We start from the raw sequence: 25,810 nt of genomic DNA, 5'->3' as shown, positions 1-25,810 counted from the left end.
TCGCCGCATCCGAATCCGCTTGACTCGAAAAGAACAAAATAGGAACATTTGGGCATCCCACCGCCCCAGGAAACGCCCAGGAAACCCCCGAGGACAACGCAGATGTCGGCAACCGCCCTTCTCGACAACAGCCATTATGAACAGGCCTGCGACCAGGCGATCGCGATGTGCGACGGCAATCTGCGCAGCACCATCAAGGCGCTGATCATGGCCAACGAATATCTGGAAGCAGAGCTGGAAGAATTACAGGCGGCGATTTCAGCCGGCTGCATTCCCGAGACCGCACGCAGCAAGGTGCGGAGCAACAGCAGCGCCGCCTGAGTTCAACATCGGAGCAACGCCATGTCGGATGTGACCTACTACGTTGCAATGCCCTTCCTGATCGATGCCGACGGATCGCCTGTCGCGGGCGCCGCGGAGGAATGCCAGAGCTCGGCGGCCGCGTTGCGGCGCGCCGAGATCATGGCGCACGGTGCCGGCCATATCGGCGCGGTTGCGTTCAGCCGCAGCGGCGATCCCATGACCGGCGAATTCGGCGACGCCACGCTGCTGCGCAAATTCGGCAACGTGCCGGAAGATCTGGCCACGCTGTAAGGGTTGTTGCTTGAGCATGATCTCCGCGCAACGCGGTCCGCATTTGTCGCGAGGATCGTGCCCTAGTTGCTGACCAGCCTGATCAGCGGCTCGTGCCGCCGGTGCGCCTTGCGCACATACATGGCGGCATCAGCCTCCTCCAGCGCGCGGCCTGCATCGGACTGCGCCCCCAGCAGCGCGACACCTGCGGAGGCGCCCGCGGTCACGCGCTGACCGCGAAAGGCAAACGACAATTCGTCGATCGCCTGCTCGAAAGTCGCGGCCTTCGCCTTGGCGTCGGTCTCGCTGAGATTCCAGAGCAGCAGCGCGAACTCGTCGCCGCCAAGCCGGCCGACCACGTCCGAGGCGCGGACCTGCCGCGTCAGGGTGGCCGCAATCGCCTTGAGCACCTCGTCTCCGGCGGCATGGCCGAAGGAATCATTGATCGGCTTCAGGCGATCGACGTCGAGGACGATCAGCGCGCCGCTGGCGCGGTAGCGCTTCATGTAGGCGATGGCGCGCGCGAGCTCGCGCTCGAAGCCGCGCCGGTTCGGAATCTCGAGCAGGAAATCGGTGTCGGCCGCAGCTTCCAGTTCCGCGACCCGCCGCGCCGCCTCCTTGAGCTTGCTCCGCAAGCCGCGGATGGTCGCCCTGGTGTCGTCGGCGGCCGACGCTCCGCGCCGCGCCGGCTTGGCTGAGCGCTTCGCCAGCCGCCTGGGGGCAGCTTTGGACCGGCTGGCGCTGGCTTTCCGGCCCTTTTTGGCCTTCGCAGCGCTCGCCCTTTTTGGTTTCTTCATGGGCATCCTGCTCAATGAAGGCTTGCGGGGATTCACCAAGACAGGATAGTGCATTCCCTTCTCCTTGCCACCGCCTTGCGAGCCACCGGCCGGAACCGTTAATCTGGCCTATCTTTCTGTTTTCCGAGCACAATTGACGTCATGACCGCGCCGATCGCCATCATCATGGGAAGCCAGTCGGACTGGGAGACGATGCGGCATGCCGCCGACACGCTCGCAGCGCTCGGCGTTGCCGCCGATACCCGCATCGTTTCGGCACACCGCACCCCCGACCGGCTGTTTGCATTCGCCAAGGGTGCCAAGGCGGCAGGCTACAAGGTCATCATCGCCGGCGCGGGTGGCGCTGCGCATCTGCCCGGCATGGCGGCGGCGCTGACGGAACTGCCCGTGTTCGGCGTTCCCGTCGAATCCAGGACGCTCAAGGGCATCGATTCGCTCTATTCGATCGTGCAGATGCCCGCGGGCATCCCGGTCGGCACCCTCGCCATCGGCAAGGCCGGCGCGATCAACGCGGCGCTGCTTGCGGCTTCAGTGCTCGCATTGTCCGACCCGGCCCTGGCCGACCGTCTCGCCGCCTGGCGCAAGGCACAGACCGAGGCGGTTGCGGAGCGCCCGGAGGACAAGGCGTGACTGACGCAAAGCAGGTGAAGCTGAAGCCCGGCGACACCATCGGAATCCTCGGCGGCGGACAATTGGGGCGGATGCTGGCCATGGCTGCGGCGCGGCTCGGCCTGCGCTGCCAGGTATTCTCGCCCGATCCGGACTCGCCCGCCTTCGACGTCGTGCTGAACGCGACCTGCGCCGAATATGCCGACGTCGAAGCGCTCGAGCTGTTCGCCAACGACGTCGACGTCATCACCTACGAATTCGAGAACGTGCCGTCTGCCGCCGCGATGGTGCTGGACGCGCGTCGCCCGGTGCTGCCCAACCGCAAGATCCTCGAGACCACCCAGGACCGGCTCGCCGAGAAGGATTTCGTGACGCGGCTCGGCATCGGCACCGCAGCCTATGCCGACGTCACCTCGGTCTCCTCGCTGCGCGAGGCGATCGCCCGGATCGGCCTTCCGGCCGTGCTGAAGACCCGCCGCTTCGGCTATGACGGCAAGGGCCAGGCCATCATCCGCGAGGGCGACGACATCGCCAAGGTGTGGACCAGCCTCGCCACCAAATCGGCGATCCTGGAAGCCTTTATCCCGTACGAGCGCGAGATCTCCGTGATTGCGGCGCGCTCGGCGACCGGCCAGGTCGAGTGCTTCGACGTCACCGAGAACGAGCACCGCGACCACATTCTGAAGATATCCCGCGCGCCCGCACAGATTCCGGATGCGCTCGCGGAAGAAGCGCGCAGCATCGCCGGCAAGATCGCCGGCGCGCTCGATTATGTCGGCGTGCTCGCGGTCGAGATGTTCGTGCTCGCCAACGGCACCGGGCCGAAGGTGCTGGTCAACGAGATCGCCCCGCGCGTGCACAATTCCGGACACTGGACGCTCGACGGCGCCTCAGTCTCGCAGTTCGAGCAGCACATCCGCGCCATTGCCGGCTGGCCGCTCGGCAAGGCCGTGCGCCACGGCGAAATCGTCACAATGACCAATCTGATCGGCGACGAGATCAACGATTACGAGAAGTGGCTGAGCGTGCCGGGCGCGACCGTGCATATCTACGGCAAGGGCGCGCCGCGCCCAGGCCGCAAGATGGGCCACGTCACCGAAGTCAGGCCGACGAAGGGCAAGTAGCGGGACCGCGGCGCATGCCGCGATCCCGCCTTTCGATCAGGCCGTCTTCACGCCCGCGACGACGCCAGAGGGCTCCTCGCTGAGCCAGCGATAGAGCACCCCGCCCAGCGCGCCGCCGATCAGCGGTGCGACCCAGAACAGCCAGAGCTGCGACAGCGCCCAGCCGCCGACGAACAGTGCGGGCCCGGTGCTGCGCGCCGGGTTCACCGACGTGTTGGTGACGGGGATGCTGACGAGATGGATCATCACCAGCGCGAGCCCGATCGCGAGCGGGGCGAAGCCCGCGGGCGCGCGGCCATGGGTGGCGCCCATGATGACGAACAGGAACATCATGGTCATCACCACCTCGGTGACGAAGCAGGCGATCAGGCTGTACTGGCCGGGCGAATGCGCGTCGTAGCCGTTCGACGCAAAACCCTTGCTGACGTCGAATCCGGGAGCACCGCTGGCGATTATGTAAAGCAGCTGGGCGGCAACGATCGCGCCGCAGACCTGTGCGATCACGTAAGGCAGGATCTGTCCCGCCGGGAAGCGTCCTCCGGCGGCAAGCCCGACGGTGACGGCCGGGTTGAGGTGGCAGCCCGAGATGTGCCCGATCGCATAGGCCATGGTGACGACGCTTAAGCCGAACGCAAGGGACACGCCGACCAGGCCGATTCCGACCTGCGGAAAGCCGGCGGCGATCACCGCGCTGCCGCAGCCTGCGAATGTGAGCCAGAATGTGCCGATCGCCTCGGCAGCGTATTTCTTCATATCCATGTGACGTCTCCCCTAATTCCAGGAATTTCCGGAGCAAAGCTCCGGGAACTGCCCCACCCTTGGCGCCGAATCACCCAAATCGGGGCCGCACGGAGGTATTTTCGCCTTATTTAATGGCTGAACTTGGCCCGAAAACCTGCTTGGCAGGTGGACATCGCGGGTTTTGTCTGATACATCCGCGCCCTCAAGGTTAAGGGCTTGTGCGTTTCGCCATCCCCTTTGACTTACCAGAATTCAAATCCGATCCACTGAAGAGGATGCCGCGTGCAGGTTCTCGTTCGCGATAACAATGTCGATCAAGCCCTCAAGGCGCTGAAGAAGAAGATGCAGCGCGAGGGAATTTTCCGCGAGATGAAGCTCCGCGGTCATTACGAGAAGCCCTCCGAGAAGAAGGCCCGTGAAAAGGCCGAGGCCGTGCGCCGCGCGCGCAAGCTGGCTCGCAAGAAGCTGCAGCGCGAAGGCCTGCTGCCGATGAAGCCGAAGCCGGTGTTCGGCGCCGGTCCCGGCGGTGATCGTGGCGGCCGCAGCGGCCCGGGTGCAGGTGCAGGTCCGCGCGGACCGCGCTGATTCCGCCTGACTTGCAAGACTTCAGTTTTCCAAGACTTCAGTTTTCGATGACGCGGGCCCTTGGCCCGCGTTATTGTTTTGTGAGCGGTGCCTTCTCTGGGACGGGGGCACTACCGATGCGGCACCAGCGCGAGCGAACCGTAGATGGCCTCCCCTTTCCCCGAACGCCGCTTGGCGCGGCTACGCCAGATCTGGCGACAGCCGTTCGCGCTCGGCTTGATGGGGATCGTGCTGTGCGGCTGCTCCTTCGACCTCGGCTCCATGATGCCCGAGAAGGAGAAGCCGCAGGAGGCGCCCAAGGCGGCTGCGACGGCCGCCGACAGCGCGGTCAGCGCCGGCAATGTCAGCGAGGCCCAGGCTCACACCGCAAAAGGCCAGACCCTGGCAAAGGCGGGGGAGACGGCTGGCGCGCTGGACGAGTTCAACCGGGCCGTCGCACTCGATCCCTACAACGCACAGGCACTTTATGGTCGCGCCCTGATCTATCAGGGCAACAACGAGCATAATTTCGCCATCGCCGATTTCAGCGCCGCCAACGGGCTCAATCCGCAAAAGGTCGAGCCGTTGCTCGGCCGCGCCATCAGCTATCTCGCCATCGGCAAGGTCAAGGAAGCGGCGGCCGATCTCGATGAGGCCTCCGAGGTCGATCCGCACAACGCGCAGGTGTGGACCGCGCGGGGACAGGCCTATGAGCGGCTGGGTGACAAGGCCAAGGCGGCCACGTCCTACAACAAGGCGGTCGTGCTACGTCCACGCGACGATACCGCCCGCAGCGGCCTCGCCCGCGTCGGCGGCTGACAGCGCGGCTAGAGCTTCTTGTTTTGACGCGTTTTCTTCACGCGAAGCGGTGTCCACGTCGCTCGAAAACGCTCTCGGCCACCGCCTTAATCGGGGGTGGCGCTCTTCGGCAGGACGGAGTGGAACATCGACTTCATGCCCGACAGCATCTCGTCGGCGACATTGGTCTTCTTAGGCCGCGGCATGGTCGCGCCGGCATCGGCACGGAGGTCGAGTGGCGGGGCGATCACCGGCACCGGAATGTCGGCCGGCGGCGTCATCCGGTTCGGATCGTCGTTGCCGATCGAGGCGGTGTAGGGCGGATTGACCGGCGACGCGCTGCCATTGCCATAGGCTTCGGACGAAGGCGTCGACACCGTGATCGGCGGCGGCAGCGGACGGAGCGCGGACGGCTCCGCAGGAATGACACGCGGGGCTTCCGGGGTACGGGAGGCTTCCCGAACCGCAGGCTCCGGCGACCTCTCGGCCGACTTGGTTTCAGCCGGCCGGGTTTCCGAAGGCTTGGTTTCGGAAGATCTGGCCTCGGCGGCCTTGCCCTCAGGCGACTTGCGCAGGCGCTCGATGGCGGCGCGCGCGAGATCGTTGGCGTCGGGGGTCGCAGCCGGGGACGAATTGGCCTCGACCACCGGGGTGGTGGCGGGAGCCGTGACAGCCGGAGCGGACTTGGCGGCCGCCTTCTCACGCGCCGGGTTGCGGCCGCGCGGGCCGGCCTCGGCGGGAGCAACGTCCGCGGCCTTGGTCTCGGCCGGGTGTTCGCCGGATTTGTCGGCCGGCTTCTCGGCCGCCGCCTTGTCGGTCACGCTCTTCTCGGAGACGCCTTTGGCCTTGACGCCGGGCGCCGGGAGGTTGGCCACATCGGAGGGCTTGCCGCTCTTGCCGGCATCGGCAGGCGCTACCACGGCCGCGGGGGCATCGGCCGCCGGCTTGGCGTTGATGTAGTGGTTAACGATGTACGCCCCGATGATCGTCGCGAGCACCGAGGGGAGAATATCCATCGAGATTTTAGCGAGGTATTTCAGCATTTCTCGGCCACTCCCCGCGCGATCAGATGCGGGAACTTTGGGGCATTGTAAGGGATCAACTGCGACGGATCGATGGCAAAGGGTTCGCCCGCCTTACGGCTTCAGCTCGATCTCAAGGAACACGATCTCGGTTGAGGTTTCGTTAAGTACGTCGTGTTGGACTCCGGCCTTGCGAAAGTAAGATTTTCCGGCCGCGAGCTGCGCCTTGGAACGCTCGCCGCCGGGCGCCACGATGGTCATCTCGCCGGCGACGACGGGAACAATGACATAGTCCATGCCGTGGGTGTGATGCCCGGTCGCGCTGCCGGGGGCGAGCCGCCACTCGGTCACCCGGACCTGCTCGTTGTCGACCTGAACCTCGGATTTGGCGGCAAGCATCGGGAATTTCCTTCTATGGCACGAAAACCATGAACACGTAGACGGCAAATACCACCATATGGACCAGCCCGAACAGGACATTGGTCCTGCCGGTGCCGAAGGTCAGCATGCTCAACAAGAATGTCAGGAACAGGAGTGCGGTGTTCGCCGGGTTCAGGCCCAGCACGAGCGGCTGGTCGAGCAGGTAGGTGGCGATCCCGACCGCCGGAATGGTCAGGCCGATGGTTGCGAGCGAGGACCCGAGCGCCAGGTTGATGCTCTTCTGGAGGTCGTTCTTGCGCGCCGCCGCAATCGCCGAGACACCCTCCGGCATCAGGATCAGGAGGGCGACGAGGAGGCCCGCGAACGCCGGCGGGGCGCCGATCTGAACGGCGACCGCGTCCACCACCAGCGAGAACTTCTTGGCGAGGAGGACGACCGCCAGCAGCGAGATCAGCAACAGCACGATGCTGAGCACCAGCATTCTGCCCGACAAATGCGCCTCCCCGCCCTCGCCGTCCGCCCTCTCGTGGACGAAGTAGTCCTTGTGCAGGACGGTCTGGGTGTAGAGGAACACGCCGTAGAGCACGATCGTTGCGAGATCGACGAAGCCGAGCTGGAGCGTCGAATAGATCGGGCCCGGCGTCGTCAGCGTGTAGTTGGGCATGATCAGGGTGATGGTTGCCATCGCAATCAGCACGCTGAGATAGACGTTGGCGCCCGAGACCTGAAAGCCCTGCTCGCGATAGCGCATGCCGCCGATGAAGACGCAGAGGCCGACGAGGCCGTTGCAGACGATCATCACGACGGCGAACACGGTATCGCGGGCGAGCTCCGGAGCCGGCTTGTCGCCCAGCATGATCGTGGTGATCAGTGCGACCTCGATGATGGTCACCGCCAGCGTCAGCAGCAGCGTGCCGTAGGGCTCGCCGATGCGCTCCGCGATCACCTCGGAATGATGAACGGCCGCGAACACGGTGCCGAACAGGATCACCAGGAGCACGATCGCGAACAGGGCTCCGCCCGCCGTTAGCGTAAAGCTGTAGCCGGTCGCGGTCACGATCAGGAACAGCAGCACCGCCAGAGCGGGGAAGATCCAGGACGACCGCGGCATCGGTCCGTGTGCGCTCATGCGGGCGATTCCTTCAAATGGGAGACCGATTATGCGCGAGAAGATCGCATCCGTCAGCCCTCAGGACCCATTGATGAAGTTTCGTGCGATCTCGATGGCGCCAAAGCTGCCGAGATCGTCGTGCCCGCCGCCGGGAATGCGGACGAACTGCTTCGGCTCGCGGGCCAGCGCAAACAATTTCTCGCCGAATGCGATCGGGATGGTCTGGTCCCGCGCGCCATGCATGATCAGGAGCGGAGCCGTGACGCGTGCGATGCGCTCATCCGAGTGGAAGGGGTCGCGGATCAGGAGGCGAACCGGAGCGAACCAGAAATGCGCGGCGGCGACGTCGGCGATCGACGTATAGGGCGCCTCGAGGATCAGCTTCCCAACCGGATGTTCGGAGGCGATGGCGACTGCAACGCCGGTCCCGAGCGAGAAGCCCCAGGCGACGAGGCGACGGGCGTCATAGCGCGCCGTCGCGAACGCATACGCAGCCGCGCCATCGCGCAGCAGGCCATCTTCGCCCGGTGCGCCGCTGGAGCCCGAATAGCCGCGATAGGACAGCGCGACGAGACCGGTGCCGTCAGCCGTGATCGCCTTGAAGTGCCCGGCAAGGCCGGCCAGAGAATCGCCGTTGCCGTGGAAGAACAACACCACGGCACGGCCAGGCTTTGGCGGCACGTGCCAGACGATGACCTTCTCGCCGTCAGACGTCGTCAGGACATGCTCTTCGGCGTCTGGAAGCCCCGCGGCAGCGGGCGCCGTGCGCTCGGCCGTCGGTATCGGAAACAGCATGGCGCGCTGTTTGGCAAACAGCAGGACGAGACCGGCGAGGTAGCCGGCCGCAAGGATGGTGGCGGTCCATTTCAGGAATGTCATCGCGGCCCGCCATTCCGGGGTTCAGGACTTGCGGCGGCTCTTGAGCAGTTTGAGGACGTCCGGCCGGATGCTCAAGGGAATCTCGCGGCAGCCGCACGCCGCCGCATGGGCAACGTGCCATGCGACACGCTGTTCGCGCGTCGCCTTCGGTGGCATGCGATGGGACCGGTGCCACTCCTTATTCAGGGCCACGGTCCGCTCGCCTTCCCGCCCTACATCGCCTTGACGATGTTCTCGGTGACCTTCTTGGCGTCGCCGAGCAGCATCATGGTGTTGTCGCGATAGAACAGCGGATTGTCGATGCCGGCATAGCCCGAGGCGAGCGAGCGCTTGATGAACATCACGGTGCCGGCCTTCCAGACCTGGAGGACGGGCATGCCGTAGATCGGCGAGGTCTTGTCCTCTTCGGCCGCCGGGTTGGTGACATCGTTGGCACCGATCACGAAGGCGATGTCGGCCTGCGCGAATTCGGAGTTGATGTCCTCAAGCTCGAACACCTCGTCGTAGGGGACGTTGGCTTCGGCCAGCAGCACGTTCATGTGGCCGGGCATGCGGCCCGCGACCGGATGAATGGCGTACTTCACCTCGACGCCTTCCTTCTTCAGGATGTCGCCCATTTCGCGCAGCGCGTGCTGGGCCTGCGCCACCGCCATGCCGTAGCCGGGCACGATGATGACCTTCTGCGCGTTCTTCATGATGAAGGCGGCGTCGTCGGCCGAACCGAGCTTGGCGGGCTTCTGCTCGCCGCCGCCAGCGCCGGCCGCGGCGGTCTCGCCGCCAAAGCCACCGAGGATGACCGAGATGAAGGACCGGTTCATCGCGTGGCACATGATGTAGGACAGGATCGCACCCGACGAGCCGACCAGCGCGCCGGTGATGATCAGCGCGGAATTGCCCAGCGTGAAGCCGATGCCGGCCGCAGCCCAGCCGGAATAGGAGTTCAGCATCGAGATCACGACCGGCATGTCGGCGCCGCCGATCGGGATGATCATAAGCACGCCGAGCGCCAGCGCGATGATGACGATCAGCCAGAAGTCGAGCGCGCTGCCCGACATCACCAACCCGACGATGAAGACGACGAGCGCGATCGCGAGCGCGATGTTGATGACGTGGCGGAACGGCAGGATGATCGGCGCGCCGCTCATGCGCGCGGACAGCTTCAGGAACGCGATCACCGAGCCGGTGAAGGTCAGCGCGCCGATGGCGACGCCGAGCGACATCTCGACCAGGCTCTGCGGATGGATGTTGCCGGGCGTGCCGATGTCGAAGGCTTCCGGCGCGTAGAACGCGCCGGCGGCGACCAGCACCGCGGCCATGCCGACCAGCGAGTGGAAGGCGGCGACCAGTTCCGGCATCGAGGTCATCGGCACGCGGCGGGCGATCACCGCGCCGATGCCGCCGCCGATCGCGATACCGACGATGACGAGCACCCAGGCGAGGCCGTCTGCCGGCGGATGGTTGGCGAGCGTGGTGGCGACCGCGATCGCCATGCCGATCATGCCGAACAGATTGCCCTGGCGCGACGAAGCCGGGCTCGACAGCCCGCGCAGCGACAGGATGAACAGCACTCCCGCCACGAGATACAAAAATGCAGAGAGGTTGGCGCTCATCTCAGGTCCCCATTGATCCCTTCAGCCCGAGGTGGCCGCTTACTTCGACTTCTTCTTGTACATCGCCAGCATCCGCTGGGTGACAAGGAAGCCGCCGAAGATGTTGATGCAGGCGAAGATCAGAGCGACGAAGCCGAAGGCGCGTGCCCAGCCCGAGCCGCTCGAGACATTGGCGACGCCGCCGGCGAGGAGCGCGCCGACCACGATCACCGAGGAGATTGCGTTGGTCACGCTCATCAGCGGCGTGTGCAGCGCCGGCGTCACCGACCACACCACGAAATAACCGACGAAGACGGCGAGGACGAAAATCGACAGCCGGAAGACGAAGGGGTCGACGACCTGTGCAACATGCTCCATGGCGGCTCTCCTAAGCTTTCGGCTGGAAGTTCGGGTGAATCACGGCGCCGTCCTTGGTGAGCGCCGTCGCCTTCACGAGTTCGTCGTCCCAATTGACGGCAAGAGCCTTGCTGCCCTTGTCGACCATGGTCTCGATGAAATTGAACAAATTGCGCGCGTAGAGGCTGGAGGCCGAGGCCGCGACGCGGCCGGCGACGTTGGTGTAGCCGACGATCTTGATGCCATCGAGGTCGACGACCTCGCCGGGCCTGGCGCCCTCGACATTGCCGCCGCGCTCGACGGCGAGATCGACCAGCACCGACCCCGGCTTCATCGACTTGACCATGTCGGCCGAGACGAGCTTCGGCGCAGGCCGGCCCGGAATCAGCGCGGTCGTGATCACGATGTCCTGCTTCTTGATGTGCTCGGCGGTGAGCGCGGCCTGCTTGGCCTGGTATTCCTTGGACATTTCCTTGGCGTAGCCGCCGGCGGTCTGCGCGTTCTTGAACTCCTCGTCCTCGACGGCGAGGAATTTTGCGCCGAGCGATTCCACCTGCTCTTTCGTTGCGGGCCGCACGTCGGTCGCGGTGACGATGGCGCCGAGACGGCGCGCGGTCGCGATCGCCTGGAGGCCGGCAACGCCGACGCCCATCACGAACACCTTTGCGGCGGGCACGGTGCCGGCTGCGGTCATCATCATCGGGAAGGCACGGCCGAAGGCCTCGGCCCCCTCGATCACGGCGCGGTAGCCGGCAAGGTTCGCCTGCGACGACAGCACGTCCATCACCTGCGCACGGGTGATGCGCGGCATCAGTTCCATCGCGAAGGCGGAGACGCCGGAATCGGCGATCGTCTTCAGCGCGGCCTCGTTGCCGTAGGGGTCCATGATGGCGATGACGAGCGCACCGCGCTTGTACTGTGCGAGCTCGGAGGCTTCGGGACGCTTCACCTTGATGATGATGTCGGCGTCCTTCAGCGCATCGGCGCTGACGGTGGCGCCCACGGCGGTGAATTCGGAATCCGGCAGACCCGATTTGAGGCCGGCGCCCGGCTCGACGGCGATCTCGGCGCCCAACGCCTTGAACTTCTTCACCGTATCAGGCGAAGCGGCAACACGCGGCTCCGACGGATCGATTTCCTTGGCAACGGCGATCTTCATAGGCCCTCCGGCGACGCGGGACAGCGCGCGCGCAAACTTAAGCGTTACTCCCGCAGCGTTCGATACCGGTTTTGGGACCGGCTTGGATGCAAGTTTTATAGGCGGCAGCTGCTGCTGGCTTATGCAGCTGCCGATACGTCAGGTCAGGAAGATCGCCATCAGGATCACGATGAGCGCGACCGAGGCCGTGCCGTACTTCACCAGCTTGATGAAGCCCTCATAGGTCTGCTCGTGGGCAACGTAGTCGTTGCCGTCGGCGGTGGTGTACGCCACTTCGCTATGGTCAGCCATGTATTGTCCCCAGTCGAAAGTCGAATTCTTGGGCTGGGATACCGCAAACCTTCGGGCAGGGCAACGGCACCGATGGCCGGTTTTCGGGCAAATCAGGTGATTTGGAATTCCGATTGCCGGGAATCCGGCTGTCGCGCTGCTCAGCCCTGATCGATCATCGTGGCGGTGACGCTCGCGGTTTGCCGCCGGGGTACCGGAAGACCGAGCGCCTCGCGGACCGCGTCGATCGCCGGCTCGCCCGCTTCAGTGAATCGGGCCATATGCGGATCGACGCCGGACCCGACCGCGACCGGATTGTCACCGGACAGGAAACCGTGCGCCATGTGGAAGCCCAGCGCGCGGTAGACCTCGAACTGCTCCTCCGAGAAGAACTGGTCACCCGTGGTCTCGTGCGGGAAGCGGTCGTTTCGCCGCGCGTAGTCCCGGATATAGTCGTTCTCGTCGCCATTGAGCGACGATTTGACGTAAACGAGATAGCCCTGCTCGTCGCCTCCATAGTCGATGGTGCCGATCGCGACGTGGACATGATCTCGCGCAATGTCGTCGCGCTCGTCGGCCGCGCCGGGATCACCTGCCTTGTCGGCATTGCGCGCCATCAGCGCACGCGTGCGCTCGCGAATCGGTGTCCATGGCAGGTCGATACGGACGCCGAGATCGATGCGGGCGTAACGCTGCAACGTCATCAGGGAACCGAAATTCATCGGCGCATCGGCTTCCGCATCGACCGCGATGATCACCTTGCAGCGGCGGCGCAACAGCTCGTAGACGCCGAGATTTTCGATATGACCGCCGTCCGTCAGATAGACGCTGTCGCTGTTCTCGTACAGGCGCCCCGAGATCTCCGACCAGAAATAGATCGGCGTGGAGCGGCGCTGCGGCCGGACACGCTCATCGACGTAACGCGGGTTCTTCAGCCAATAGCCGAGCCGGACGTTGAGGAGCGCAAGCGTGGGCGTCAGCGCCTTGATCGAGCTCGACCCCATGTTCGAGGAGGCCGCGGCTCCGGAAATCGCCATTGCGGTGGCGAGATCGAGACTTTGCTCGTCGTCCTGCACCAGAGCGGTGGGCGCATAGCCCGTCGCCTCGCTGCCGACGTTCAGGGCGGAGAACACGAAGAAGTCCGCGTTGCGTCCGCGCCGGTTGGCAAAGTCGGAGCCTTGAATATTCAGCGCCGTATTGATGAGCTGATAGGGCGCGTGCAGCTTCGGCGTAGCCGGCGGCCCTGGAATCCGGGCCGTCGCGGCCGGAGCGGCGTAGAGATCCGTCAGCTTCATGCGATCGAGCGCCTTGAAATCGCGCCCCTGGTCGAGACTGGCTTCGGCGGGCGCGACGCGCCCGTCGGCCGAACGCGTCGGATCGAACAGGAAGGCCTTGCTCAGGCGATCGCGATAGAGCCGGTGCAACGAGTTCGCATTCGGCGTCAGGCAGAACGAGATAACGAACAGCAGGACGCCGGCGAACGTGTAGAGGATCACCATGTGCAGGCTGTAGGAGTAGGCGAGCTCCGAAGCGTTACCCTGGAACAGACTCGGAAAACGCACCTGAACCACCTGCCCCGCTTTCTGAGCCAGGAACAGGAGCCAGGCGGGCGTGTGCCAGGTCGGCGTCAACTGCTCGGCATCTGCCACGACCTGCGGTGCGGCTTTCGGCGTGATTTCCGCCGACAAGGTCCCCTTGCTGGCATCGAACTGAATCCTGCCCGCGAGGCTGCCGGACGGCGCGTTCGATTTGGCATTGACCAGGCACTCTCGCTGGGAGGTTGCGCCCATAACGGACGGGCACCTCTCGAACAGATCGTTGGCGATGCCCCAATAGGATAGATAGAGGTATGCGACCCAGATGACGAGCGGAAGCGCAAGGCCCGCGATCCATAGCGCGACCTTGGCCACGACCGCGAGCACAAGCGAACCCCATTGCGAGGATGCGCTGTTGCCCTTCAGCAATTCCACGAATTGCTGCCTGAACGCTGTGACGAAGACGCCGATTGGCGCAGCCACCGCCGCGAGCGACTTGATCCAGGTGATCGCAACCGCAGCAGCCGGTCCACCGATTGCGCTGCTCTCGGCGACATCGAACATCTGCTCCAGCATGAAGGGCTGAAACTCGAAGAAGGCGATCACCGCCAGCAGCACCAGGAAGGTCGCGCCCATGCTCGGCCAGTGCGAACGGAACTCCTGCCGCTTGCCGGGGCTCGCGAGCGACTGCTTGAGCGCCCATCCGAAAAACAGGACGCCCCCGATGATTGCGATCGACAGGCTCAGCGCAAAATGCTGGACCTTGAGAAACCGCGCGAAGTCGCACGCGACGCCCAGCAACAGCGCGATCCCGCCAATATAGGCGAACACGACGCTGGGACCGCTGCCGCGGACGGAGCGGGAGGTGAAATAGGCGAGCCCGCTGCAAGCGAACATCGCGAGCGCGACGACCAGGCCGAATGTGCTGAAACCGTAACGATCGATGTCGCTGAAATCATGCAGCTCGCACAACGACCTGTTGTTGAGACTGATGCCGAAGATGTTCGCATCCGTCAGGCAGCTCCGCAGCGGCGTTGACCAGATGGTGATGGCGGCAAGCAGCAGCACGATGGGCAACGTCAACCCGATATTGGCGACCAGTCCCCGCACGACGATCGCAACTCCGGTCAGGAGATCGCGGGCACCGGCAGGGATCAGATAGTTGGAATAGTTGCGCAGGTGTCCGACCGACGGCGTATCGCTGATCTCGGCGGACGTGACGGTTCCGCCGGCGGGTCTTTCGCCGAACACAAAGCGCCGTGCGGTTGTCATGGTGGCGCTGAGAGAGGTGCCGATATAGCCGCCGCCCGACACCGTGGAGAGATAGTCGATCCGGCCGATCAGATTGTGGTGGTTCAGTGCCTGGAGCACGCCGAGGCAAACGGCCGACGAGCGAATGCCGCCGCCGGACAACGCAAGCCCGACGACGTCGAGCAACTGGCAGGGTTGCAGGCCGTCGGCATCGAGGCGCCGTTCCGGTTCGCGTCGGGTGTTGATCGCCTCGATCTCATCGCAGACGATCTGATGGTGCTTCTCGCACCAGGGCGTTTCCTGATCGACGGCGGCAGCATTTCTCGCCATCGGAACCGGCGTGGCGGGCCCTTGATGGAGCATGGGTGCCTCCCCAGGGAGAAACCGATCAATCCACAATCAATAGTAGAAAATTATCTTTCGAGTATCTGTTGAGTTAGTCTTGCGGGCCGCGCGAACGTTCAATCCCACGTAGCAAATTGCCAGCCCCCGCCGCGAAGATCGCCCGCGCCCACGGATGGAACTGGGGCCGCAAAAACTTGCGACACCCGCATTCCGTGCGCCGGGAAGGAACTCGCGCTTCGCCTCAGCCCATCGCCTCAAGCTCGTCGATCATCCCGGCAATGACCGAGAGACCGCCGTCCCAGAATTTGGGATCCTTGGCATCGAGCCCGAACGGCCGCAGCAGCTCGGAATAATGCTTGGTGCCGCCGGCGGCGAGCATGTCGAGGTAGCGCTCGGCAAAGCCCTCGGCCGCATTCTCGTAGACGGCGTAGAGCGAGTTCACGAGGCAGTCGCCGAAGGCATAGGCGTAGACGTAGAACGGCGAGTGGATGAAATGCGGGATGTACATCCAGTAGTTCTCGTAGCCCGCCTTGATCTCGATCGCGGGCCCCAGGCTCTCGCCCTGCACCGACAACCAGATCTCGCCGAGCCGCGTCGCGGTGAGCTCGCCATTCTTGCGCTCGGTATGGACCGCGCGCTCGAACGAATAGAACGCGATCTGCCGCACCACGGTGTTGATCATGTCCTCGACCTTGCCGGCGAGCAGCGCCTGGCGCTGTTTCGCATTCTTAGTCTGGGCCAGCAGCCGCTTGAAGGTGAGCATCTCGCCGAACACGCTCGCGGTCTCGGCCAGCGTCAGCGGCGTCGGCGCCATCAGCGCGCCGTTCTTCGCCGCCAGCACCTGGTGCACGCCATGGCCGAGCTCATGCGCGAGCGTCATCACGTCGCGCGGCTTGCCCTGGTAGTTCATCAGCACGTAAGGATGCGCCGACGGCGTGGTCGGATGCGAGAACGCGCCCGGCGCCTTACCCGGACGAACCGGCGCGTCGATCCAGCGATCGGTGAAGAAGCGCTCGGCGATATCGGCCATTTTTGGCGAGAAGCCGCGATAGGCCGTCAGCACCATGTTGCGCGCGTCGGGCCAGCCGATGACGTCGGTCGCAGCGAAGGGCAGCGGCGCGTTGCGGTCCCAGTAAGCCAGCCGCTTCTTGCCGAACCACTTCGCCTTCAACGCATAATAGCGATGCGACAGCTTTGGATAGGCGGCGCGCACGGATGCTACCAGCGCGTCCACCACCTCGCGCTCGACGCGATTGCTCAGATGCCGAGAATCCGCGACGTCCTTGAACCCGCGCCAATTGTCGGAGATGTCCTTGTCCTTGGCGAGCGTGTTGGTGATCAGCGCAAAGGTGCGCTCATTGGCCTTGAAGGTTTTCGCCAGCGCTTCGGCCGCAGCCTTGCGCTTTGTGCCATCACGGTCCTGCAGGAAATTGAGCGTCGGCTCGATCGCGAGTTCTTTTGCACCGACCTTGAAGCGCAGGCCCGAGATGGTCTGATCGAACAGCCGGTTGAAGGCGGAATAGCCGGTCTGCGACTTCTCGAGGAAGAGCTGCTCGAGCTTGTCGTCGAGCTGGTACGGCTTCTCCTTGCGCAGATCCTCGATCCAGGGACGGTAATGCGCGAGCTCGGCGGCCTGCATCGCGCGGTTCAAAATATCGTCATCGACGCGGTTGAGCTCGAGCGCGAAGAACAAGAGATGCGTGGACGCCGCCGTCAGCCGCTCCGAGACATCGCCGTAAAACTTTGAAATCTTGGGATCAACGCTGTCGCCGGCATGGACGAGACCGGCATAGGAGCCGAGACGCCCGGCGAGATCGTCGATCGCCTCATAGCGTCGCACCGCCTCGGCGAGCCATTTTCCGCCATCTTCGTTTGCTGTCCCTGTGGCGAGCTTGCCCTTGTAGTCGGTCTCGAACGCGACGCAATCGGCGTCCATCCTTTCGAGATCGCGCGCCACTTCCGGCGCATCGATCCCGGAATAGAGGTCGGCGAGGTTCCATTCCGGAAGCCTGCCGGTCTTGCCCGCAGGCTTTGCGGGCGAAGATTTGGAGGACTTTGCCTTGGCGGCGGATTTCCTGGTGCTTGGCTTGCGGAGAGCGGGCTTGCTGGAGGCAGACTTCTTGAGAGCAGATTTGGAGCGCGAATTCATTGTGTGGGAAACCTGTGTTCAACAAGCGCGACGGCGGGCGGGGGCATCAAGGTTTAAGAGTGCGTTAATCGGCTTCGGCCAGAGTGACCCGATTCGAGACAGATAGTAGTAGCGTGCGGGGAACACCATGGCTGCCTGTATTTTGATCGCCGACGACGACGCTGTAGCCCGCCGGCTGGTCGAGAACATGGTGCAGAAATGCGGCTATGAGACGGTCGTCGTGGACTCCGGCGACGCCGCGATCGCCGCCCTCACCGCCCCCGATGCACCGGCGATCGACGCCGTCATCCTCGATCTCGTGATGCCCGGCCTCGACGGCATGGGCGTGCTGGCGAAAATCCGCGAGGCCGGCCTCGGCGTGCCCGTCATCGTGCAGACCGCCCATGGCGGCATCGACAACGTGATCTCGGCGATGCGCGCGGGCGCGGCCGATTTCGTCGTCAAGCCGGTTGGCTTGGAGCGGCTCCAGGTCTCTCTGCGCAACGCACTCAATGCCTCCGCGCTCAAGGGCGAGTTGCAGCGCATCCGTCACAGCCGCGAGGGCCGGCTGACTTTCTCCGACATCATCACCCGCGCCGAGGCAATGGCGGCCGTGATGCGCGCCGCGCAGAAGGCCGCGGGCTCGTCGATCCCCGTGCTGATCGAGGGCGAGTCCGGCGTCGGCAAGGAGATGTTCGCACGCGCCATCCATGGCAGCGGCGAGCGCAAGGCGAAGCCGTTCGTCGCGGTCAATTGCGGTGCGATTCCCGACAATCTGGTCGAGTCGATCCTGTTCGGCCACGAGAAGGGCGCCTTCACCGGCGCCACCGAACGGCACACCGGCAAGTTCGTCGAGGCCCATGGCGGCACGCTGTTCCTGGACGAGGTCAGCGAGCTGCCGCTCACCGCGCAGGTCAAGCTGCTACGCGCACTTCAGGAAGGCGCGGTCGAAGCGGTCGGCGGGCGCAAGCCGTTGAAGGTCGACGTCCGGATCATCTCCGCGACCAACCGCAGGCTGCTGGAGCGGGTCAAGCAGGGTCATTTCCGCGAAGACCTGTTCTATCGCCTCCACGTGCTGCCGCTGACGATCCCCTCGCTGCGGGCGCGGCGTGAGGACATCCCGTATCTGCTCCGGCATTTCCTGGCGCGCTTTGCCGCCGAGGAGAACCGCCTCATCACCGGCATCAGCGGCGAGGCCGTGGCGCACCTCGCCCAGCTCGACTGGCCCGGCAACATCCGCCAGCTCGAAAACGCGGTCTACCGCGCGGTGGTGATGAGCGAGGGCGACCAGCTCGACCTTGCCGACTTCCCCCTGCTCACCTCGCAGCCGCACCTCGAGACCGACATCCCGACCGCGCCGCTGATGCTCGAGCCGATCGCGGCGCCCTCGGTGGTGTCGGGTGGTGAAATACCGATCGCGCCGCTGCCGCTGGCGGGGACCCTTTCCATGCTGACCCCCACCGGCGACGTCCGCCCGCTGGACGACATGGAGAACGAGATCATCCGTTTCGCGATCTCGCATTATCGGGGGCAGATGTCCGAGGTCGCCCGCCGCCTCAAGATCGGCCGGTCCACCCTCTACCGCAAGCTCGACGAAGCCGGGGTTCCCGGACATGGCGGCAAAAGCGGTGAGGAGACGCCCTGAGCCTCATGCGAACGGAGGTTCGCTTGGCGTTGCGATGACGCCGCAAGCCCTTCGCATTACGGCAAAATCCGGCTGCGACGTGAACCGTGACTTGGAAGTGACAGACACATGGAAAAGCGTCTGCCAAAGCCGCACAATCCGTTGCAAACGGGCTTTCTTGAAGTCAGTTTGTCGTGAGTTGTCCCGGGTAGCGCTGGCCGCCCAAACGGGGCCTGTATATCGTCTGCGTAGGATTCGTTCGTCCGCGTATGAATCGTTGCGTGCAGGCGTGCAACTTTCGAGCGGCCGGCGCAGTTTAGCCCGAAGCTCATTAGGCGATAATGAAGCTGTTCCACGAGGGACAGTTCACCCGAGGGGTGCGACACAATGCGTGACTGTTTGAACCACCGTGCGGGCTTTGACCGCGTCTTGATGACGGTCGCGGCGACCTTCCTCACGGTATCGGCCAGCTCGGCCCTGGCGCAGGATCAGGTGCGCAGCAGCGCCGCCGAACTCGCGATCGAAGCCGCGATCCCGCGCCCCGAGCCCGCCAACGTCCCGCCCCCGACCGCATCCGACATCAAGCTCGACACCACCGCGACGGTTCAGGACTCCGCAAAGGAGCCGACCAAGGAACCGGTGAAGGCCGAAGCCGCACCGGCCCCCGACAAGGTCGAGACCAAGCCTACCGACGTCGCCACCACGCCTGCACCTGAGGCGCCGAAGAGCGAAACCGCCAAGATCGAGCCCGCCAAGTCCGAGCCTGCCAAGACCGAGGCCGCTAAGTCCGAGCCCGCCAAATCCGAACCGGCAAAGGCCGACACCGCGACGGCAACGCCGGCCGCGCCTGCGGCCCCCGCTGCGGCTCCGGCCGCCGAGCCGGTGAAGGCCGCGAGCAACGTTCCCGCCGCCGACCAGCCGGTCGCCGACAAGCTCAAGGACATCATCGGCGCCAAGACCTCGCGCCATTTCGACCGCAAGAACGAGCGCGCCGCGATCGAGAAGTTTTACGGTGCACGCGACTTCGCGCCGGTCTGGACCCAGGCCGGCGGCCTGACCGCTGCGGCCAAGGGCGTGATCGCGCGGCTGAAGGATGCGGCCTCCGATGGCCTCAATCCCGCCGACTACCCGGTGCCGGATTTCGCTGCCGCCACGACGCCCGATGCGCTCGCCGATGTCGAGCTGAAGCTCACCGCCAGCATGTTCGACTACGCGCGCCAGGCCCAGAGCGGCCGCATGCACTGGTCGCAGGTCAGCGGCGACATCCTCTATCCGGAGCATCCGGTCGATCCGAGCGAGGTGCTCGCCAAGGTCACGACCGCAGCCGACGCCTCCGCAGCGCTCGACAGCTACAACCCGCCGCAGAAGCTCTACAAGGAGCTGAAGGCAAAGCTCGCCGAGCTGCGCGGCCTGGGCAGCGGCCCGGTGATCGAGATCGCCGACGGTCCGGCGCTGAAATACACCCCGGCCGGCAAGAAGCAGGCTGAAATCGTTGTTGAAGATCCGCGCGTGCCGCAGCTCCGCGCCAAGCTCGGCCTCGCCGAGAACGCCGGCGACACCCGCTATGACGCCGCCGTCGCCGAAGCCGTGCGCAAATTCCAGAGCGGCGTCGAGATGAAGGTAACCGGCATCCTCGACGACAAGACCGTCAAGGCGATCAACACCCCGAAGCGCGACAAGCAGATCGACACGGTGCTGGTGAACATGGAGCGCTGGCGCTGGCTGCCGCGCGACCTCGGCGTCCCCTCGCTGGGCGATGCCTATGTCATCCTCAACATTCCCGACTACACGCTGAAGGTGATGCAGCGCGGCCAGCAGGTCTGGACCACCCGCGTTGTCACCGGCAAGCCGGGCACGCATGCGACCCCGCTGCTCACCGAGACGATGAAGTACATCACGGTCAATCCGACCTGGAACGTGCCGCCGTCGATCGTCTACAACGAATATCTGCCGGCGCTTCAGCAGGACCCGACCGTGCTCCAGCGCATGGGCCTCAAGCTCGAGCAGAACCGTGACGGCTCCGTGCACATCTCGCAGCCGCCCGGCGAAGCCAACGCGCTCGGCCGAATCCGCTTCAATTTCCCGAACAAGTTCCTAGTCTATCAGCACGACACGCCGGACAAGAACCTGTTCGCCAGGGAAGATCGGGCCTTCAGCCATGGCTGCATGCGCGTGCAGAACCCGGATCAGTACGCCTCCGTTCTGCTCAACATCGCCATGCCGAACGAGAAGTACACGCCGGAGCGCGTGCGCAGCATGTACGGCAAGAGCGAGATCGACCTGAAATTCCCGACGCCGATCCCGGTCAACATCACCTACCAGACCGCGTTCGTAGACGATGGCGGCAAGCTGCAAATCCGCAAGGACGTCTATGGCCGTGACGCGACCATGATCAACATCCTGAAGAACGGCCGCGGCAAGGACCTCGAGAACGTCGTTGCTCACTCCCAGCCGAGCTATTCACGCCCGGCGACGACGCTGCCCTCGGGCGTGGCGATTGCCAACAATGGCGGCGGCTTCGGCTCGTCGGGTCCGAACTTCTTCGAGCGGCTGTTCGGGGCGCCGACCCCGCCGCCGGCTCCGGTCGGCCGCCGGCCGCAGCAGCAGCGGGTGTTTACCCGCTGAGGCCTCCCCGATCGGTCTTTGTCGGAAATTCTCTAGTAAGATCAGCGACCTCATCCCCCTGGATGGGGTCGCTTAACGTTAACCATTCTCCACCCGAACTCCGGCAGCGGGCGTTTTTTTGCCACACTGAACCGCTTAGGTTCGTATTCTGACTTGGTTTGGGGTCGAGAAGGTCAACCTCGAATTAACCTTCTCGCTTTAAGAAAGCGTTCATCCTCTTTCGCGCGCTAACGGGGTTGCCGGGAGAGTCCATTTTGAACGCTCGTCGACTGGGTGGGCTCATTCGTGCTGACAGGTTTCGCACGCAAATTCGCAGTGCTGTCGTTGTCCCATGCGGGAGTGAAGGCCGGATCCCGGATTGGCCTCGCTTCCGCACTGCTGCTTGCTGCCGCGGGCTCGGTCCATGACGCCGCCGCGCTGAACGAGACCAAGACGCTCTCGTTCCACCACACCCATTCCGGCGAAGACCTCACCGTCACCTTCAAGCGCGATGGCCGCTTCGACGAGGCCGCGCTGAAGCAGCTCAACCACTTCCTGCGCGACTGGCGGACCCAGGACGAGACGGTCATGGACCGTCGCCTCTTCGACATCCTCTGGGAAGTCTACCGCGACGTCGACGGCAAGCAGCCGATCCAGATCATCTCCTCCTACCGTTCCCCCGCCACCAACGCGATGCTCCGCCGCCGCTCCTCGGGCGTGGCGCGCTTCAGTCAGCACATGCTCGGGCATGCGATGGACTTCCACATTCCGGGCGTGCCGCTCGAGCAGATCCGCTTCGCCGGCCTGCGCCTGCAGCGCGGCGGCGTCGGCTTCTATCCGACCTCTGGCTCGCCCTTCGTCCATCTGGATACCGGCAGCATCCGGCACTGGCCGCGCATGACGCATGACCAGCTCGCCCGCGTGTTCCCGGATGGCCGCACGGTCCACGTTCCGACCGACGGCACGCCGCTGAAGGGCTATGAGCTGGCCAAGGCCGACATCGAGCGCCGCGGCACTGGCGACGATTCCGGCAGCAAGCCGAGTTTCTTTGCCGCCCTGTTCAAGAGCAAGTCGGCTCCGGCCGCCACGAGCAGTGACGAGGATGACGAGGGCACGCCCGCCCCGGCCGCCAAGCCTGTTGCGCCGACCGTGGTTGCCGCCGCGGTCAAGCCGGCCGATCCGGTGCCGACACCGCGCGCCAAGCCGCAGATCGCCGCTGCGATCCAGCTCGCTTCGGCCGATGTGCAGCTCGTTGCACCGCCCAAGCCGAAGCCCGCGCCCGTGGCTGACAAGCCTGCGGCCGGCAAGCCCGAGACCCCGGCCGACATCATCAATGCCCGCGGCTTCTGGGATACCCCTGCGACCCCGCAGCAGGCGACGCCAGCTCAAGTGGCGGCGCTGAAGGCCCGCCAGGCGCTCGCCGCCGCCACCGAGCCGCAAGCGACCGCGAGCGTCTCCAGCGCGGCCTATCAGGCGCTGGCCTATGCGCCGGCGTCCGCCTCCCCGGTCGACCGCGCCAACGTCGTCGCCGCCTCCGCGCCGATCCCGCGTGGAGGCCGCCCCGTTGCCGCGACGCGCGGCCTTGCGCCCGCGACCGAGATCAACACGGTGGTCGGCAAGAGCATCGACGGCAGGATCGCAACCGCGACCCGCCTCTCCGCCGCCAGGGGCGAGAGCATCTGGCTCAAGATCGTGATGCTGTCGCCGAGCGCCAGCCGCGCGATGTCGGTGACGCTGATGGGCGAGCTCGATACCGTTGCCCTGCGCGGCTATTTCGTCAAACCGCAGGCCGTGGTCGCGATGGGCTTTGCCGACGATCCGATGCAGGGCCTGTCCTGCGACAGTTTTACGGGCAGCGCGACCGCGAAGCTCGAGACGACGTCGTTCGTGGTGCGCACCGCCGCGCTGCGCTGAGATCTTTCCCCTCACGCCGTTCGGTAGTCCCGCAAGCCGGGATGAAGCGCAGCGCAATCCTGGGGCACGACAGCGCCACACGCTGAAGTGTCGTCCCGGCCTGGTGCGCATCTGCACTAAGGGAGATTCCCCCACTTCCAACGGGTAATCCACCCGGTATCGCTACGCATTCCAAACGCGCATTGTGGCAATGCGCCCAGAACGGACGCGATGACAAAGTCCGAGGACGCGATTGCGTTTGCCTTGGTGTTCCGCGTTTCCGCAGCGGCGCCGCATCTCAAGGGAAGTCGCCACAGCGAAGTAGGAGCATGCGATGTCAGTTCCATGCAAGTCTGAGCTTAGCCTTCTGAACCACGACGAGCGCGAAGTCATATTGAGTACGCACCATCCGGTGGTCGGAGAGATGCAGCGCGATGGACTTGAGAGCCTTCGCGCCCGACTTCGGGATCTGCGCGACAGGGAGCGTACATTGTCGCGGCATCGACGCCGCGAAACAAAGGGAACAGCCGACCCGCGCGGCAAGAGTTTCTCCGGCACGGCAGAGCATGCAAACCGGCGCCAATCGGTTTTTGCTGCCGCCATCAAGCGCGTCAAGAACGAGCTGAGGCGCATCCGAAAGTTTGAAGCACGACGGGAGCTCGGGGAAGCGGCGCGACGGGCGTTAGCACTCCGTCGGGCGCGTCAGTTTTCTCGCCCGCAGACGACCCCAACTTCGCATGACGGCATGCGGTCCATCCCAAACCGTCGCCGGCTCAAGAAACTCCCACCGGAAAAAATCGGAAGAGTCTCGCAGGCCAACAAGCGGGCGCAGGCCCGACGAGACGCCAAACGCGGACCCGGCAATTGAGACCGAGACCGACAATCTTGCGGATCGAGGCTGCGTGCCGGACCGGCGCAATGGCGTCCTCGCCACTTCCAAGACTACAGTGTCGAAGCCTGCAGCTTCTATCTCGCTTTCCTGACCCGCCGATCCAGATGATATGTCAACGCCAGCGAGAGGCAGACGGTGAGCTCCTGCTTCGGCAGCGCGCCGGATAGGGGCAACAGCAAAGCCCTGGTCTGCCGATATTCGAACTCATCGGGAAAGCGCTCGCGGAACGTATCGACCAGCGTCGTCTTGCAGTTGAACAAAATAGCGGCGTGCTCGGAGTCCTTGAGGCGGCCGAGCCGGATCGTGCTGCCGCTGCCGGTCTCATCGGTCAGGTAAGCCGGCTCGCCCCATTTCAGCGTTTCGGTGAGCTTGCCGACATCGTGATGTGCCGCAGCGGTCGCGAAGATCAGCTCGCGGACCTGAAGCAACCGCTTGCCGATCGGCGCCGGAAGAGCGCCGAAGGCACGGTTCACCTCGCGCGGCAGCGGTGGCGCAGTCACAGCGGTCTCCGTTCACAAACGAGGGTGCAACACGCCACGCTTGTAGCCCGGATGGAGCGAAAGCGTAATCCGGAGACTACTTCCATACTGCGAGAACCCGGATTTCGCTGCGCTCCATCCGGGCTACGGCAGCAGTGCTAGAGGCGCAACGCCTCAGAGCATTCCCAGCGCCTGCATGTAGGTCTCGAGGATCGTCTCGGCCTCGGCGCGCTCGTTCGGATCCTGCTTGCGCATGCGCACGATGGTGCGCAGCGCCTTGACGTCGTAGCCATTGCCCTTGCTCTCGGCATAGACGTCGCGGATGTCGTCGGAGATCGCCTTCTTCTCTTCCTCCAGCCGCTCGATGCGCTCGATGATGGATTTGAGCTGGTCCTTGGCAAATTTCGTCGCGGGCTCGTCGTCGCGGACGGCGGCGGTGGTGGCCATCTTGGTACTCCAAATGGAACTGGCAAAACGAGGTGACGCCGGCATCCTCACCGCGCGTGCTGCCAGAACCCTTAGGGTTGGCGCCGACTGCGTTCAAGCAAGCATCGCGCTCGTCCACAGCGCGCCCACACCTTCCTGCGGCGAGGCCAAGAAAGAAGTTGTGTGGTGCGACTCACCGCCAGACTGCCGGCGAGGCCGTTCAGTGCCCGGGGTGAACCTTCTTCATCGCCTCGACCTGCTCGGGCGTGGCCGTGCCCTGGTATTTCGACTTCCAGGTCTCGTAGGGCATGCCGTAGACGGCCTCGCGGCTCTCGTCCTTGCTTAAGCTCACGCCCTGCGCGTCGGCGGCGTCCTTGAGCCAGTTGGACAGGCAGTTGCGGCAGAAGCCGGCCAGATTCATCAGATCGATGTTCTGGACGTCGGTCCGCGTCTTCAGATGATCGACCAGGCGCCGGAAAGCGGCCGCCTCGAGCTCCGTTCTGGTTTTGTCGTCGATTGCCATGGCTGGATCCCTTCGGCCTGAATTGGTTCTGCCCCCGATGGGGGTCACCCTTACGGGATCAGGTGGGCCCTTGTCACAGATTTTGCCACATCGCGGCGCAAACGGCGCTGGAGCCAACCCGAAGGCCGGTTCCCCC

The 25,810-nt window shown here is 64.8% G+C and carries 25 protein-coding genes; 10 read left to right on the top strand and 15 right to left on the bottom strand.

Going from position 1 to position 25,810, the window contains the following annotated elements:
- Positions 1-102: 102 nt before the first annotated feature.
- Positions 103-321: a hypothetical protein gene (locus tag ABIA90_RS12465; RefSeq protein WP_014492449.1), complete on the top strand. Its 219-nt coding sequence runs from the start codon at positions 103-105 to the stop codon at positions 319-321.
- A 21-nt stretch (positions 322-342) separates the two neighbouring features.
- Entirely contained in the window at positions 343-594 is a 252-nt protein-coding gene (locus ABIA90_RS12460) for a hypothetical protein (protein WP_028151671.1), read from the top strand.
- A gap of 62 nt (positions 595-656) precedes the next feature.
- On the opposite strand, the gene ABIA90_RS12455 is transcribed toward ABIA90_RS12460, so the two are convergent.
- Positions 657-1,283: a GGDEF domain-containing protein gene (locus tag ABIA90_RS12455; protein WP_354120235.1), complete on the bottom strand. Its 627-nt coding sequence runs from the start codon at positions 1,281-1,283 to the stop codon at positions 657-659.
- Between ABIA90_RS12455 and ABIA90_RS12450 the strand changes: the two genes are divergently transcribed.
- The 3 genes from ABIA90_RS12450 (at position 1,216) to ABIA90_RS12440 (ending at position 3,103) form a co-directional block, all read left to right on the top strand.
- Positions 1,216-1,419, top strand: coding sequence for a hypothetical protein (locus tag ABIA90_RS12450; protein WP_354120245.1), 204 nt, complete (start codon positions 1,216-1,218; stop codon positions 1,417-1,419). The genes ABIA90_RS12455 and ABIA90_RS12450 overlap by 68 nt on opposite strands.
- 92 nt (positions 1,420-1,511) lie before the next feature.
- Positions 1,512-2,000 (top strand): 5-(carboxyamino)imidazole ribonucleotide mutase, encoded by a 489-nt coding sequence (gene purE, locus ABIA90_RS12445; RefSeq protein WP_354120079.1) that lies wholly within the window; start codon positions 1,512-1,514, stop codon positions 1,998-2,000.
- Entirely contained in the window at positions 1,997-3,103 is a 1,107-nt protein-coding gene (locus ABIA90_RS12440) for a 5-(carboxyamino)imidazole ribonucleotide synthase (RefSeq protein ID WP_014492444.1), read from the top strand. Before purE ends, ABIA90_RS12440 begins: the two co-directional genes overlap by 4 nt.
- A 36-nt stretch (positions 3,104-3,139) precedes the next feature.
- Here the strand turns inward: ABIA90_RS12440 and aqpZ are convergent, their stop codons facing one another.
- Complete coding sequence (gene aqpZ, locus ABIA90_RS12435; protein ID WP_063981124.1) at positions 3,140-3,862, bottom strand: aquaporin Z; 723 nt, start codon at positions 3,860-3,862, stop codon at positions 3,140-3,142.
- Between the two features lie 264 nt (positions 3,863-4,126).
- On the opposite strand from aqpZ, the gene rpsU reads away from it, so the two are divergent.
- Positions 4,127-4,429 (top strand): 30S ribosomal protein S21, encoded by a 303-nt coding sequence (gene rpsU / locus ABIA90_RS12430; protein ID WP_071909764.1) that lies wholly within the window; start codon positions 4,127-4,129, stop codon positions 4,427-4,429.
- Between the two features lie 144 nt (positions 4,430-4,573).
- Positions 4,574-5,227, top strand: a complete 654-nt coding sequence (locus ABIA90_RS12425; RefSeq protein ID WP_354120078.1) for a tetratricopeptide repeat protein — start codon at positions 4,574-4,576, stop codon at positions 5,225-5,227.
- 86 nt (positions 5,228-5,313) lie between these two features.
- Here the strand turns inward: ABIA90_RS12425 and ABIA90_RS12420 are convergent, their stop codons facing one another.
- From ABIA90_RS12420 to ABIA90_RS12375, 10 genes are all read right to left on the bottom strand, one after another.
- On the bottom strand, positions 5,314-6,249 hold the full coding sequence (locus ABIA90_RS12420) for a hypothetical protein (protein ID WP_354120077.1): 936 nt from the start codon (positions 6,247-6,249) through the stop codon (positions 5,314-5,316).
- Positions 6,250-6,342: 93 nt separating this feature from the next.
- Entirely contained in the window at positions 6,343-6,627 is a 285-nt protein-coding gene (locus tag ABIA90_RS12415; RefSeq protein WP_014492439.1) for a cupin domain-containing protein, read from the bottom strand.
- Positions 6,628-6,640: 13 nt separating this feature from the next.
- Complete coding sequence (locus ABIA90_RS12410) at positions 6,641-7,738, bottom strand: calcium:cation antiporter (protein WP_063981119.1); 1,098 nt, start codon at positions 7,736-7,738, stop codon at positions 6,641-6,643.
- Positions 7,739-7,798: 60 nt separating this feature from the next.
- Complete coding sequence (locus ABIA90_RS12405) at positions 7,799-8,599, bottom strand: alpha/beta hydrolase (protein ID WP_354120076.1); 801 nt, start codon at positions 8,597-8,599, stop codon at positions 7,799-7,801.
- A 212-nt stretch (positions 8,600-8,811) separates the two neighbouring features.
- On the bottom strand, positions 8,812-10,209 hold the full coding sequence (locus tag ABIA90_RS12400) for an NAD(P)(+) transhydrogenase (Re/Si-specific) subunit beta (RefSeq protein WP_063981117.1): 1,398 nt from the start codon (positions 10,207-10,209) through the stop codon (positions 8,812-8,814).
- 39 nt (positions 10,210-10,248) lie between these two features.
- A complete protein-coding gene (locus ABIA90_RS12395) occupies positions 10,249-10,566 on the bottom strand; it encodes a proton-translocating transhydrogenase family protein (protein WP_063981116.1) in 318 nt (105 codons plus the stop codon).
- A 10-nt stretch (positions 10,567-10,576) separates the two neighbouring features.
- On the bottom strand, positions 10,577-11,704 hold the full coding sequence (locus tag ABIA90_RS12390) for a Re/Si-specific NAD(P)(+) transhydrogenase subunit alpha (RefSeq protein ID WP_354120075.1): 1,128 nt from the start codon (positions 11,702-11,704) through the stop codon (positions 10,577-10,579).
- Between the two features lie 138 nt (positions 11,705-11,842).
- Positions 11,843-11,995, bottom strand: coding sequence for an aa3-type cytochrome c oxidase subunit IV (locus tag ABIA90_RS12385; RefSeq protein ID WP_008136857.1), 153 nt, complete (start codon positions 11,993-11,995; stop codon positions 11,843-11,845).
- 140 nt (positions 11,996-12,135) lie between these two features.
- Complete coding sequence (locus ABIA90_RS12380) at positions 12,136-15,123, bottom strand: cell division protein (RefSeq protein WP_354120074.1); 2,988 nt, start codon at positions 15,121-15,123, stop codon at positions 12,136-12,138.
- Between the two features lie 223 nt (positions 15,124-15,346).
- Entirely contained in the window at positions 15,347-17,254 is a 1,908-nt protein-coding gene (locus ABIA90_RS12375) for a M3 family oligoendopeptidase (protein ID WP_354120073.1), read from the bottom strand.
- Positions 17,255-17,381: 127 nt separating this feature from the next.
- On the opposite strand from ABIA90_RS12375, the gene ABIA90_RS12370 reads away from it, so the two are divergent.
- The 3 genes from ABIA90_RS12370 to ABIA90_RS12360 all read left to right on the top strand — a co-directional run bounded on the left by ABIA90_RS12370 (position 17,382) and on the right by ABIA90_RS12360 (position 23,375).
- The gene (locus ABIA90_RS12370; RefSeq protein ID WP_166080015.1) at positions 17,382-18,878 is read left to right on the top strand and encodes a sigma-54-dependent transcriptional regulator; all 1,497 of its coding nucleotides are present in this window, start codon (positions 17,382-17,384) and stop codon (positions 18,876-18,878) included.
- A gap of 366 nt (positions 18,879-19,244) precedes the next feature.
- A complete protein-coding gene (locus ABIA90_RS12365) occupies positions 19,245-21,482 on the top strand; it encodes a L,D-transpeptidase scaffold domain-containing protein (RefSeq protein ID WP_354120072.1) in 2,238 nt (745 codons plus the stop codon).
- Between the two features lie 285 nt (positions 21,483-21,767).
- Positions 21,768-23,375: a peptidoglycan L,D-endopeptidase MepK gene (locus tag ABIA90_RS12360; protein ID WP_354120071.1), complete on the top strand. Its 1,608-nt coding sequence runs from the start codon at positions 21,768-21,770 to the stop codon at positions 23,373-23,375.
- Between the two features lie 945 nt (positions 23,376-24,320).
- Here ABIA90_RS12360 and ABIA90_RS12355 read toward each other — a convergent pair.
- From ABIA90_RS12355 to ABIA90_RS12345, 3 genes are all read right to left on the bottom strand, one after another.
- Positions 24,321-24,746, bottom strand: coding sequence for a DUF1801 domain-containing protein (locus ABIA90_RS12355; protein WP_354120070.1), 426 nt, complete (start codon positions 24,744-24,746; stop codon positions 24,321-24,323).
- A gap of 153 nt (positions 24,747-24,899) precedes the next feature.
- Positions 24,900-25,172: a DUF2312 domain-containing protein gene (locus ABIA90_RS12350; RefSeq protein WP_094976882.1), complete on the bottom strand. Its 273-nt coding sequence runs from the start codon at positions 25,170-25,172 to the stop codon at positions 24,900-24,902.
- Positions 25,173-25,371: 199 nt separating this feature from the next.
- Complete coding sequence (locus ABIA90_RS12345) at positions 25,372-25,674, bottom strand: DUF1244 domain-containing protein (RefSeq protein WP_028154102.1); 303 nt, start codon at positions 25,672-25,674, stop codon at positions 25,372-25,374.
- Positions 25,675-25,810: the final 136 nt, after the last annotated feature.

The organism is Bradyrhizobium sp. LA6.8, from assembly GCF_040547935.1.
GTDB lineage: Bacteria > Pseudomonadota > Alphaproteobacteria > Rhizobiales > Xanthobacteraceae > Bradyrhizobium > Bradyrhizobium barranii.
Note: the sequence above shows the minus strand (reverse complement) of the source record. Positions and strands in the feature narration are given on the sequence as shown.